The sequence below is a fragment of the Pseudomonas sp. UBA5666 genome (genome assembly GCF_002420785.1).
Lineage (GTDB): Bacteria > Pseudomonadota > Gammaproteobacteria > Pseudomonadales > Pseudomonadaceae > Aquipseudomonas > Aquipseudomonas fulva.
In genome coordinates this window covers 56,543-68,691 of record NZ_DIIQ01000047.1, presented here as the reverse complement: position 1 = coordinate 68,691, position 12,149 = coordinate 56,543, and the positions used below count along the sequence as shown (strand labels likewise).

General features: G+C 56.6%; 10 protein-coding genes and 1 pseudogene. 8 read left to right on the top strand and 3 right to left on the bottom strand.

Features of this window, described 5'->3' with window-relative positions; all coding sequences use genetic code 11:
• The coding region (locus B2Y33_RS20925) for a transposase (RefSeq protein WP_288633370.1) at window positions 1–387 on the bottom strand (387 nt) is incomplete at its 3' end.
• 80 nt (window positions 388–467) lie between these two features.
• Here B2Y33_RS20925 and tnpC point away from each other — a divergent pair.
• A pseudogene (gene tnpC / locus B2Y33_RS20920) lies at window positions 468–1,301 on the top strand (IS66 family transposase); the annotation flags it as partial.
• Window positions 1,302–1,335: 34 nt separating this feature from the next.
• Here tnpC and B2Y33_RS20915 read toward each other — a convergent pair.
• Complete coding sequence (locus B2Y33_RS20915; protein WP_033982769.1) at window positions 1,336–2,778, bottom strand: NAD-dependent succinate-semialdehyde dehydrogenase; 1,443 nt, start codon at window positions 2,776–2,778, stop codon at window positions 1,336–1,338.
• A gap of 5 nt (window positions 2,779–2,783) precedes the next feature.
• On the bottom strand, window positions 2,784–3,551 hold the full coding sequence (locus tag B2Y33_RS20910) for a FadR/GntR family transcriptional regulator (protein WP_033982767.1): 768 nt from the start codon (window positions 3,549–3,551) through the stop codon (window positions 2,784–2,786).
• Between the two features lie 184 nt (window positions 3,552–3,735).
• Between B2Y33_RS20910 and B2Y33_RS20905 the strand changes: the two genes are divergently transcribed.
• The 7 genes from B2Y33_RS20905 to ggt all read left to right on the top strand — a co-directional run bounded on the left by B2Y33_RS20905 (window position 3,736) and on the right by ggt (window position 12,132).
• Window positions 3,736–4,845: an ABC transporter substrate-binding protein gene (locus B2Y33_RS20905; protein ID WP_033982765.1), complete on the top strand. Its 1,110-nt coding sequence runs from the start codon at window positions 3,736–3,738 to the stop codon at window positions 4,843–4,845.
• Between the two features lie 75 nt (window positions 4,846–4,920).
• A complete protein-coding gene (locus B2Y33_RS20900; RefSeq protein ID WP_033982764.1) occupies window positions 4,921–6,906 on the top strand; it encodes an ABC transporter permease in 1,986 nt (661 codons plus the stop codon).
• On the top strand, window positions 6,903–7,688 hold the full coding sequence (locus B2Y33_RS20895; RefSeq protein ID WP_033982762.1) for an ABC transporter ATP-binding protein: 786 nt from the start codon (window positions 6,903–6,905) through the stop codon (window positions 7,686–7,688). The genes B2Y33_RS20900 and B2Y33_RS20895 overlap by 4 nt, the downstream gene beginning before the upstream one ends.
• Window positions 7,685–8,428 (top strand): ABC transporter ATP-binding protein, encoded by a 744-nt coding sequence (locus tag B2Y33_RS20890; protein WP_033982761.1) that lies wholly within the window; start codon window positions 7,685–7,687, stop codon window positions 8,426–8,428. The genes B2Y33_RS20895 and B2Y33_RS20890 overlap by 4 nt, the downstream gene beginning before the upstream one ends.
• Entirely contained in the window at window positions 8,425–9,555 is a 1,131-nt protein-coding gene (locus B2Y33_RS20885) for an aromatic ring-hydroxylating oxygenase subunit alpha (protein WP_049878502.1), read from the top strand. Before B2Y33_RS20890 ends, B2Y33_RS20885 begins: the two co-directional genes overlap by 4 nt.
• 2 nt (window positions 9,556–9,557) lie before the next feature.
• Entirely contained in the window at window positions 9,558–10,553 is a 996-nt protein-coding gene (locus B2Y33_RS20880; RefSeq protein ID WP_023083522.1) for an NAD(P)-dependent oxidoreductase, read from the top strand.
• Window positions 10,546–12,132 (top strand): gamma-glutamyltransferase, encoded by a 1,587-nt coding sequence (ggt, locus tag B2Y33_RS20875; RefSeq protein WP_054881260.1) that lies wholly within the window; start codon window positions 10,546–10,548, stop codon window positions 12,130–12,132. The genes B2Y33_RS20880 and ggt overlap by 8 nt, the downstream gene beginning before the upstream one ends.
• The last annotated feature ends 17 nt before the right edge of the window (window positions 12,133–12,149 follow it).

The following is a 12,149-nucleotide window of genomic DNA, read 5'->3' as shown; positions in this document are numbered from 1 at the left end:
TACCACCTCGCTCAGAAACTCGGCGGCCACTGCCTGGGCATTGAGGCGGTCACGATTCTTCGAGAAGACCGAGTGATCCCACACCGGATCATCAATGGCCAGGCCGACGAACCAGCGGAACCGCAGGTTGTAGCCCAGCTGTTCCATCAGCATCCGCTCGCTGCGCAGCGAGTAGAACAACTGCAGCAACTGCGCCCGCATCAGCTTCTCGGGGGCGATCGAGGCGCGGCCGGTGTCGGCATACAATGTGTCGAACAGGGCGCTCATCCGCTGCAGAGCGGTGTCTGCCAGCTTGCGGATGGCGCGCAGGGGGTGAGTCGCTGGCACGAAGTCATCGAGCTTGGCGACAGTGAACAAGGATTCCTGAGTGATATCGGCGCCACGCATGGAAATCGGGGCTCCCGGCAGATTGGAGCCGATATCGTAAACCTTACACGGCAAAGTCAGACAGACCGTAGGCGAATTTCAATGCGCTGCGCGAAGCGGTGCTTGCCCAGCGCGTGATCCATGCCGACGAAACCCCGGTTTCGATGCTCGCGCCCGGCGAGAAGAAGACCCACCGTGCCTACGTCTGGGCCTACAGCACCACGCCCTTCGCCGATCTGAAGGCCGTGGTCTACGACTTCAGCCCCAGCCGTGCCGGCGAGCATGCGCGCAATTTTCTTGGCCAGTGGAATGGCAAGCTGGTCTGCGACGACTTCGCTGGCTACAAGGCCAGCTTCGAGCAAGGCATCACCGAAATCGGCTGCATGGCTCACGCCCGCCGCAAGTTCTTCGATCTGCACGCGGCGAACAAAAGCCAACTGGCCGAACAGGCGCTGCACTCTATCGCTGGGCTGTACGAAGTCGAACGCCAAGTGCGCGACATGAGCAATGAAGAACGCTGGCGAATACGGCAGGAAAAGGCTTCACTGCTCCTCGACGCACTACATGACTGGATGCTGGCCCAGCGTGATCTTGTGCCCAACGGCTCAGCCACGGCGAAAGCTTTGGATTACAGCCTCAAACGCTGGGTAGCGCTGACGCGCTATCTGGACGACGGCGCCGTGCCCATCGACAACAACCAAGTCGAGAACCAGATCCGCCCGTGGGCTCTAGGTCGCTCCAATTGGCTGTTTGCCGGGTCGCTACGCAGCGGCAAACGGGCGGCGGCAATCATGAGCCTGATCCAGTCGGCGCGGATGAATGGGCATGATCCGTATGCCTATCTCAAGGATGTGCTAACGCGACTGCCGACACAGAAGGCCAGCGCTCTGGCCGAGCTGCTGCCGCACAACTGGGTATCCGTCGGCAAGGTGTAATGCCCGTTCGCTTACAAAGCGCAAAAGCCGAAATCTAAGCCACTGCCTGAGTAATCAGGCGATTAACCAAATACACATCCAAGCCTTCACTGCCGCCTTCACGCCCGTAACCGCTTTCACCCACACCGCCAAAAGGTGTTTCAGCAAAGGCCAACGCAAAGTGATTAATGGCAAGCATGCCGGTGATGAGCTCGTCGCTTAGCCGATGACAGACTGCGAGGTTGTGGCTAAAGGCGTAGGCAGCAAGACCAAAGGTTGTGTTGTTGGCCAGCTCAATTGCCTCATCCACCGAGTTAAACGGCGCCAGCAGCGCTAGTGGACCAAAAGGTTCTTCCATCCACGCGCGGGCGTTTTCTGGAACGTTGGTTAACACGGTTGGCGCAAAAAAATAGCCGGAGTCTCTTAGCGGCCCTCCACCGGTTAGGACGGTAGCGCCTTTGACCTTGGCATCGGCGACTAAGTCGGCGATTTGCGCGCAGCGCCGTTGGTTGATTAGTGGGCCCATTTGTGTGGTTGGCTCTTGGGCTGCGCCAATGGTTATACGTTGTACGGCCTCGACAAATGCCTGGGTGAATTCGGCAAAAACACTTTGCTGGATATAAAAGCGGGTAGGCGAGACGCATACCTGCCCTGCGTTACGGAACTTGGCCTGTGCCAGCTTTTGTGCGCAGTCGAGGATATCCACATCCTCGAATACCAGAACCGGAGCATGTCCGCCGAGTTCTAGAGTGCAGGGTTTGACGTTCTGTGCCGCTTGGGTGGCGATCAGCTTGCCAACCGGCACGGAGCCTGTGAACGAGACTTTGCGAATAATCGGTGAGGCAATCAAATGCGCAGAAATCTCAGCCGGCCGGCCAAACACCAACGCCAGCACTCCGTCAGGCAGGCCGGCGTCTACCAGTGCCTGCACCACCCCAATCAGCGCGCCCGGCGCTTCTTCTGGCCCTTTCAAGATAATCGAACAGCCAGCCGCGAGGGCCGGCGCGAGTTTGCGTACAGCTTGCGAGGCTGGAAAGTTCCACGGCGAAAATGCGGCCACCGGCCCTACCGGATCACGCCGAACCATGTTGATCACTTTGCTGTCGCGTGCCGGCACCAGACGACCACAAGCGCGTCGCCCTTCTTCGGCGTACCACTGTAAAAGCTCGGCGCAGGAATTTATTTCCATGCGTGCCTCAGGCAGGGGTTTTCCTTGCTCAAGGCTTAAGGTCTGCGCTAGCGACTCAAGGCGCTCACGGATCAGTCGCGCCGCCTCAAGCAGTACATCCGCGCGCTTTATTGCGGGAGTTTTGCGCCAAACGGAAAAGCCCCTGGCGCAGGCGTTTAGGGCTATATCCAAGTCTTCGATTTCGGCAACAGCCACTTCATTTACCGTTTGGCTGGTTGCGGGGTTATCCACTGCCAGCCATGCATCTTTTTGGCCTGAGCACCAATGGCCGTCAATAAACAAAAGATGCTTGTGCGAAGACTCAGGCATAGCAGCTACTCCTTGGGTACGTTTATCGCGTTAGAGCGGTTCAGGGCGTAATCCATACGCACCCCAGAGATATGGTGGCGCAGTAGGTCGGCTACGGTTTGCGCATCGCGCATGGCGAGAGCATCCAGAATGGCTTCGTGTTCGCGCTGGAACACCAGCCAGCGCTCGCGGTTAAAACGATGAGCTTTAAGACGCAGCCAGGCCGGGTTGTTGCGCATGCGCGCAACCTTGCGTCCGGACTCGATGAACATGGCGTTTTGTGTGGCGCTGTAGAGCATTAGGTGGAAGTCGCGGTCGATCCTTTCCACTTCATCCCAGCTGGTGGCATGTCGGCCTGCTAACAGCTCACCGCGAATCCTGTCAATTTCAGCATCGCTCAATTTGAGCACCAGCAAATCAGCCAGGGCCGGTTCCACTGTCAGCCGAAACTCAATCAGCTCAGCGGGCGTAACCAGGGATTCGTTCCCCGGCTCTCCAAGCGGCTCATGCCCGGGAAGGGCGATCAGAAAAGTACCGCGTCCGACGCGCCGCTCTAGCAGCCCTTGCTTCTCAAGGGTGTTAAGGACATCGCGCACGGTGGACCGCGAAAGGGTTGAAAATTCAGCCAGGTCACGCTCATTTAAAAGCCTGTCTCCGACTTTTAATCTGCCGGTGCGCATCGCCCCCAAAAGCTGGCTCAGCAGCTGCTCTTTGGAGTTGACTGCGGTGATGCCTAAGACATTGTTTCCACCTGAACCATTTGCACCAATTAAGATTTCAGGCAAACCATTCATACCAATGTGCTCTTGTGAATTTTTTCAGTGGAGCCAGCATATAAGTGGTTGCCAGCAAGAGCAAGGCAAGGCAAGATCAAATCCAGGTCTAAATGCTGAATAAAAAAACAAACCAATAAGACCAATTGATTGCCTTAACGCTGCCCAATCGTCTTCATGCTTATCCTGACTTTGGAGAATGCTTATGTTGAAACGACTGGCTCTGAGTTCTTTGGCCGCTCTTCCCTTGATCAGTACGCAGGTGGCTGCTGAGGAAGTTAAAATTGGCTTTACCGCAGCCCTGTCAGGGGATTTTGCGGCATTTGGTTTGAACATCCGCAAGGGGCTAGAGATTGCCCTGACTGAACTCAATCAGACTTCGGACACCACCTTCAGTCTGACTTCGGCTGATGACCGTGGTGAGGCTCGCGAAGGTGTTTTGATTGCACAACGCTTTTGCTCGGATGAGTCCATTGATGTAGTGATGGGCTACTCGTTCAGCTCTATTGCACTGGCTGCAGTTCCGGTGTTTGACCGCTGCAAATTGCCGGTGCTGGCCTCTGCTGTCACCAGTCCTGATTTAACTGGTGCCAGTGCGTACTTCCGCCGCAACGTGATGACCGATGCAACCCAAGGGCAAACCATGGGGCGTTACGCCACGGAAAAGCTGGGCTTTAAGCGCGTTTATATCCTCAACCAGCAAGATGACTATGGTATCGGCCTATCAAGCGCCTTCAGTGATGCTGCGGCGAAAAACGCTGAGATTGTTGGTCAGGAAAGCTACCTGCTGGGCACCAAAGACTTTAAAACCCTGCTGATCAAGGCGCGTGCTGCCAAGCCGGACGCGATCTTTATCGGTGGTTTTTATTCTGAAGCAGCAAAAATTGCCGAACAGGCACGCGCCTTGGGAATCAAGGTTCAGCTCCTAGGCAGTGACGGATCGCTCAACCCTGATTTGATCAGTCTGGGCCGCAGCGCGGTGGAGGGCATGATCGCCTACGGAATGTTTGATCCGTCGGTTTCCACCGAGACCACGGCCCCCTTTATCGACGCCTACCAAAGCGCCTATGGCGAGCAGCCCAATGCTTGGGCGGCCCTTGGCTATGACGCCGGTAAAACTCTGGCCGCAGCGGTGACTCAAGCCAAGAGCCAGGGCGCACTCACCCGTGAGTCGCTTAATGAGGCCTTCTCCACCATCAAAGATATTCCGGGCGTTACTGGTCCAACGACCTTTGAGGCTAGCGGCGATCGCGTGGGGTCTTTGTACTTCTTGCAAGTCAAAGACGGCGCGTTTCGCTTAGCCGACACCCAGTAAACCTCAGGGCGGTCTAGCCGCCCCATTTGCCGTGCGGCTGCGCCGCTGCTTTCGTGCAACACAGATGGGTTTGCCATGGAATACTTTGCTCAGCTTTTGCTTAACGGCCTGACCATTGGTGCGATATACGCACTGGCGGCCGTAGCCTTCAGTCTCGTCTACGGGGTGGTGCGCATGGTGAACTTCGCCTTTGGCGAGTTCTTCATGTTGGGCGCCTTTATTACCGTGAGCTTGATGCTCGACCAGATCAGCCTGTTTGGAGTTTCGGTGGCGATGCCGCACTTCGCGCTACCGTTGGCAGCTGCTTTCGGAATTGTTCTGGCTGGAATATTAGGCGTTGTGGTGGATCGTTTGGCCTACCGGCCACTGCGCAACGCCCCGCGGTTGGCGCCTTTAATTACCTCTATCGCAATCTCTGTGCTGCTGCAAAGCGGGGCGCAAAGTATCTGGGGTGCTGAAGAGCTGCGCTTCCCGGAAAACCCGCTTTCAGAGATGGAAGTGATCGTCTTGTTCAACTCGCTCTATCTCACTGTGCCAGAAGCATTAACCATTATCGTGGCGGTTGTGGCGATGCTGGGGTTGCACCAGTTCGTGGCGCGCAGCCGCCTTGGTCGGGCGATGCGGGCTACGGCTGACAACAGCACGGCTTCAACCTTAATTGGCATCCCGGTAAACCGCATTATCGCCATCGCCTTTTTACTTGGCTCAGGTTTTGCCGCTCTGGCGGGGATTCTTTACGCGCAAACCTACGGCTTTGCCCACGCCACTATGGGCTTTATACCTGCGCTTAAAGCGCTGACCGCAGCGGTTTTGGGCGGCATTGGCAGCATTCCGGGTGCTGCGTTGGGCGGGTTGTTGCTGGGGATGATGGAAACCTTGGGTGGTGGTTACTTGCCGAACGGCAACGCCTGGAAAGACGCCATCAGTTTCAGTGTGCTGATTTTGCTCCTGTACTTCCGCCCGCAAGGCCTGCTCGGCCGGCCGGAAACCGTTGCTGGTGAGCGTGGAAGTTTGTTGGGCAACAGCCCGCAAAGCGGCTGGTTGATGGCTCGCGTTGAGCACCTGCTAGGTAAATTCGCCAGCCCAAGTCCTTGGCTGATGATCGCTCTGGTGGCTGTTGCAGCTAGTCTTGCCTTCGTCGTGACCAGCGACTACTGGCTGCGGATTTTAATCTTCGTGCTGATCTACGGGATGCTCGCCAGCGGTCTGAACGTGGTGGTGGGCTTTGCCGGTTTGCTGGATCTGGGCTATGTCGCCTTCTGGGCGGTGGGCTCCTATTTCACCTCAATCATCTTCATTCTGGTGATGCGCCAGGGCTTCGGCATTGAATCTGCTGAGGTTTGGTGGCTGATGTACGCCAACTTCATCGTCGGCGGTGTACTCGCAGCGCTGGCTGCAATGTGTATCGGCTACCCGACGCTAAAGCTGCGCGGCGATTACCTGGCCATCATGACCCTGGGCTTTGGCGAGATTATTCGCATCGTGGCTATCAACTGGGTGGATCTGACCCGGGGGCCGATGGGCATTCGCGATATCCCGTTGCCAAACCTGTTTGGTTACGAGTTGGCCAGCGCTCAGGCCCAATACCTTTATGCGTTGGCGCTGGCGGCCTTGGTGGTGTTCGTGATTGCTCGCATTGTGCGCTCCCATGTTGGTCGGGCATGGGTGGCCATACGTGAAGATGAAGACGCTGCCGAAGCCATGGGCATCCCGACCTCGCGCTACAAGCTATATGCCTACGCCTTCGGTGGCTTTATTGGTGGACTGGTTGGCACCTTTTATGCCCACAGCCAGCAGTACATCAGCCCTTTCAACTTCAGTCTGTTTGAAAACATTCTGCTGCTGATGCTGGTTGTTCTGGGCGGGTTGGGTACTTTGATTGGTCCCTTTATCGGCGCGTTGATTTGGGTGGTGTTCCTGCAGCTGGCGCTGGATTTGCCCTTTGTTGAAGCCTTCCCTGAAGCGCGTTTTGCCCTTCTGGGCCTGTTGTTGATCCTTTTGATGCTGTACCGACCTCAAGGACTTGCCGCCAAAGCGCGGGTCAAGCTGGTGGCGCAATGAACGCCCTGCTAAATGCTCAAGGTTTAAGCGTGACATTTGGTGGCTTGAAGGCGGTGGACGGGCTGGATATCAGTATCCGGGAGGGCCATATACATGCGCTTATCGGTCCCAATGGTGCGGGTAAAAGCACTGTGGTCAATGCCCTGTCTGGTTTCGTTAAACCGACAGCGGGGTCATTGACCATCAGCGGGAGTGAAGTCTGTGGGCGTGAAGCCCATGTGATCGCCCAGGCAGGGCTGGCCCGCACCTTTCAAAACATCCGTTTGTTTGGTGCGATGAGTGTCTTGGAAACCGTGTTGGTCGGTGCCCACCGGCACTTTGACGCAAACCTCTGGCACCTGCTGTTTTTACGTCGGGCGCTGCGCGTGCATGAGGCACAGATGGTTGAGCAAGCCAAAGCACTTCTGCGCTTTGTCGGTCTGGATGAAAGCTTTGATGAGCGTGCCCCCACCACCCTTGCCTACGGCCATCAGCGCCGGGTAGAGATTGCCCGCGCGCTGATCTCACGCCCCCGTCTTCTGCTGCTGGATGAGCCCTTGGCGGGTATGAACCTGGCCGAAAAGGAAGAGCTGTCGGCCCTGATTAAACGCATCCGTGACGACGGCACCAGTGTTCTTTTGGTCGAACACGATATGAGCATCATCCATGGTCTAGCCGACCGGATCACGGTGCTCTACCACGGGCAAAAACTGGCTGAAGGCAGCGTGACCGAAGTCTTCGCCAATGAAGCCGTGCAAAGCGCCTACTTCGGCAAACAAAAGGTGAAAGGAGGCAAAGCATGACTGCGCCATTAATTCAGGTCGATAACCTGTGCGTGCGTTATGGCGCCGTTGAAGCGTTGACCGATATCAGTCTGGCGGTGATGCCCGGTACGATCACCAGTCTGGTCGGCAGTAATGGTGCAGGTAAAAGCACCACTCTGAAAGCCATTTCAGGGCTGGTGAAACCGGTCAGCGGCAGCATCCGCTATATCACTCACGACCTTTTGAAGTTACGCGCTGAAAGCCGCTCCGAACTGGGCATTGCCCATGTACCGGAAGGCCGGCTGGTGTTTGCCAGCATGACGGTCACCGAGAACTTACTGCTGGGCGCCTACATTCAGCGCGACAAGCGCGCCATCGACCGTGATATCGACGAGCTGCACGAGCTGTTTCCGATCCTGAAAACCCGCGCCAAACAACTCGCCGGCACCCTCTCCGGAGGAGAGCAGCAAATGCTTGCGATTGGCCGGGCGCTAATGTCGCGCCCGCAATGCCTGATCCTGGACGAGCCAACCATGGGGCTGGCGCCGCAGATGATTGACCGGGTGCTGGAAGCGGTAGCCAGTATTCGCGACAAGGGCATCACGGTGCTGATGGTTGAGCAGAACGCCCTTGAAGCAATTGCCATTGCTGACAGCGCGTACGTGCTGCGGCAGGGCCGTCTTGTCTACCAAGGCTCCGGTGCAAGTCTGGATGCCGACCTTTTAAAACAACTGTATCTGGGCGGCGGTGCCGCTACACCTGTGACTGGAGTTGCATGATGACGATCCACTCTGCGAAGTACCTCTGGAGCGGCACTGAACTGGGCGAGGCCCGTGCTCTTGCACCGCACTACTACACCAGTGAAGAAATCTTCAAACAGGAAGTGGAGCATATCCATTTAAAGAACTGGTTCTTTGCCGCGCGTACCGATGAGCTTGCCAGCTCGGGCGACTACCGCTCCATTGATACCGTGGGCGGGCCGGTGCTGCTGACCCGTGATGAGCAAGGCGAGCTGCACGCCTTTGCCAACTTTTGCCGTCACCGTGGCTCGATTCTGCTGGAAGGCTGCGGTAACCGTCGCAACATCCTCTGCCCCTATCACGCCTGGAGCTACAAGTTGGATGGCAGCATGATGCGGGCGCCCGGGATGGCTGATGTTCCGGGCTTTGATCCGGAACATAACGCGCTGGTGCCGATTCGCATGAGCGTGTGGCGCGGCAATATCTTTTTAAATTTCGACGACAACGCGCCGGATTTAATGACCCATCTAGGTGACTTTGATGAGCTGGTCGGGACCAACAAATTAGAGGATATGGTCTGCGTTTGGCGCAAAGACATCATCGCCGAATGCAACTGGAAGCTGCTTTTGGAAAACGCAATGGAGACCTATCACACCGGGATCGTCCATGCCAAAACCGTAGGCGCGCAAAATAGCCTGACCTTTGCAGCCAAAGGCGAATGGCACGCCATTCAAGTGCAGTCGTTGATGACGAGCGCAGTCCTCGACAAAACCCAGGACGCGCCTTTTCCGCAAATTGAAGGCCTGAGCGAACAGGCTAAACAAGGCACTTTCTTCACTCTGGTCGAGCCCACTACCCAATTCTGCTGCGCTCAAGATTGCATGTGGTGGCTGGTAGTAAGGCCGATTGCGGTGGATCGTACGCACTTGTCGGTGGGCGGCTGCTTCCCCAAACACTTGCTGGAGCTGCCCGACTTTGAAGAGCGCGCTCAGCCTTACTACCACCGCTGGGGCACAGTAGCTCTGGAAGATGTTGGCATCCTGGAAAAACAGCAAAAAGGCCTGAGTTCGGTTCGTTATACCCCGGGGCACTTGTCGTGGCGTGATGATGTGGTGCATGACATGAACAACTGGCTGTTGCGTCATCTGCCAATTGCCAAGGGATAAAGATGAATATCCTGATTACCCATAACCGCGACTTATTGAAAAACTTCTTCAGTGCCCGCGCGGTAACTACCCTGCAGGGGCTTGGCAATGTACGGCTAAACGATAGTGACGAGCCCTTGCGGGGCGATGCGCTAGTAGCAGCAGCCAAAGATTGTCAGGTGATTATTTCTGATCGCCTGGCGCCGGGCGAGGCCTTGGTGTTTGCGGGTCTGCCGAACCTGCTGGCTTTTTTGCGCTGCGCGGTGGATGCGCGCAATGTCGATGTGTCAGCAGCCAGTGCTGCAGGCATCTTGGCGGTGCGTTGCAGCGCAGGTTACGCCGAGGCCTGTAGTGAGCTGGCCTTGGGTTTGATGATTGATCTGGGCCGCGGTATTACCCAGGCTGCCACACTTTATCATCAGGGCGTGCATCAGCAGCCGATGGTCTTTGGTCGCCAGCTTTATGGAGCCAGTGTAGGCATTGTCGGCTATGGCGCGATTGGTAAGCGCATCGCGGCCCTTTGTCTGTGTGCGGGCATGCAGGTGTCAGTCTATGACCCTTACGCAGAGATCACCGAACAGGGCATTGAAAAGGTGCGTTTTGAGGAGCTGCTGGCCTCCTCTGATTATGTGGTTGCCGCAGCCTACGCCACGCCCGAAACCATAGAGATGTTTAACGCTAGGGCGTTTGGCCAAATGCGCAAAGACAGCTTTTTTATCAATATCGCCCGAGGCATTCTGGTTGATGAGGAAGCGCTTTATCACGCACTCACCCGCGGTCAGATTCAAGGCGCAGGCCTTGATGTGGGGCGCGGCCTTGATGAGCAGCCGAATCCAAAAATTGCCGTGCTCGCCAATGTTATTGCTACCCCTCATGTTGCCGGGCTGACACCCGAGGCCAGTGATTACCAAGCCATGGAATGTGTGGCACAAGTCCAGGACTTGTTAGCCGGGCGTGTCCCTGCCTTGGCCTTAAATCCAGAACATGCCAGCCGTTTGCGGAGTTTTCACCATGCGTAACTTACATCTACCTGGCCGTTCCCCGGTACGTGCCCAGCGCGGCATGATTTCCACTTCTCACCCGCTGGCCAGCCAAGCCGGCCTGGATATTTTGCGCCGTGGGGGCAGTGCGATGGATGCTGCCGTAGCCGCTGCTGCGGTATTGGCGGTGGTTGAGCCGCAAGCCACCGGTATTGGCGGTGACTGCTTTGTGCTGTTGGCAGGTAAAGATCAAAAGGTGCGCGCCTTTAACGGCTCGGGCCGCTCGCCAAAGGCCGCCACCCTTGATTGGTATCTGCAGCAGGGCCTTGATGCCATTCCCGGTCGCGGTGCGCATAGCGTGACGGTGCCGGGTGCGATTGATGCCTGGTGTCAGCTTTTGGATGAGCACGGCGTTCTGGCACGTGAAGAAGTCCTTAAAGACGCGATCTTCTTCGCCCGCGAAGGTTATGTGGTGGCCGACAGAGTGGCGGGAGACTGGGCGCAAAACGAGCCGTGGCTGAAAGAAATCGACAATGCGCGTCGGGTGTTTTTACCTGAAGGCCGCGCCCCCAAGGCTGGCGAAATTCATCGTCAGCCCGAACTAGCCAATACCTTGGAGGCGATTGCCAAATTTGGTCGCGATGCCTTCTACACCGGCGCTATCGCCGAGGATATGGTGGAGGCGCTGCAAGCTGGTGGCGGGCTGCACACGCTGGCAGATTTTGCCGAGTGCCGGGGCAATTATGTCGACCCTATTAAAGGTAGTTACCGTGGCTTTGATTTGTATCAGGTGCCACCCAATAACCAAGGCTTAACAGCCCTACTGATGCTGAATACCCTGAGCCACTTCGATTTGAAAGAGTTGCATCCTGAGAGTGCCGCACGCCTTCATTTGGAAGTTGAAGCCTCGCGTCTGGCCTACCGTGAGCGTGATCTGCGCCTTGCCGATCAGGCGTCTATGAACACATCGGTGGAGCAACTGCTGGCGCCTGAAGTGGGCGAAAAAATGGCCCGGGGTATTAACCTTAAAGCGACAGGCGAGCTGCCTGACTCGGTGCTGGATCACTCGGATACGGTGTATCTGTGTGTGGTGGATGAAAACCGCAACGTGGTGAGTTTTATCAATTCAATCTACAACGAGTTTGGAAGTGGTGTGGTTGCTCCAAAATCCGGTGTGCTGTTGCAAAACCGTGGCAAAAGTTTTCGCCTGAGTCCTGAACATCCGAACGTTATCGCCCCGACTAAACGGCCCATGCATACCATTATGCCGGGTATGCTCTGTAAGGACGGTCAGGTGATTGCACCACTTGGCGTGATGGGTGGAGACTACCAGCCGGTGGGGCAGGTACATGTTCTGACCAACATCATCGACTACGGCATGGATGCGCAAGAGGCAATCGATGCGCCACGAGTGTTCTTCGAGAACGGTGTGGTACAGGTGGAGGCGGGAGTCAGTGCTGATACCCGTCAGGGCCTTGAGGCGCTTGGGCATAAGCTGGTCGATTCACCCAGCTATAAGCCGCTGGGCGGCGGTCAAATTATTCTCATCGATCCTCAAACCGGCACCCTGACTGCCGGTTCTGATCCGCGTAAAGATGGTTCTGCCATCGGCTACTAGCAGTAGTGACTCACGGT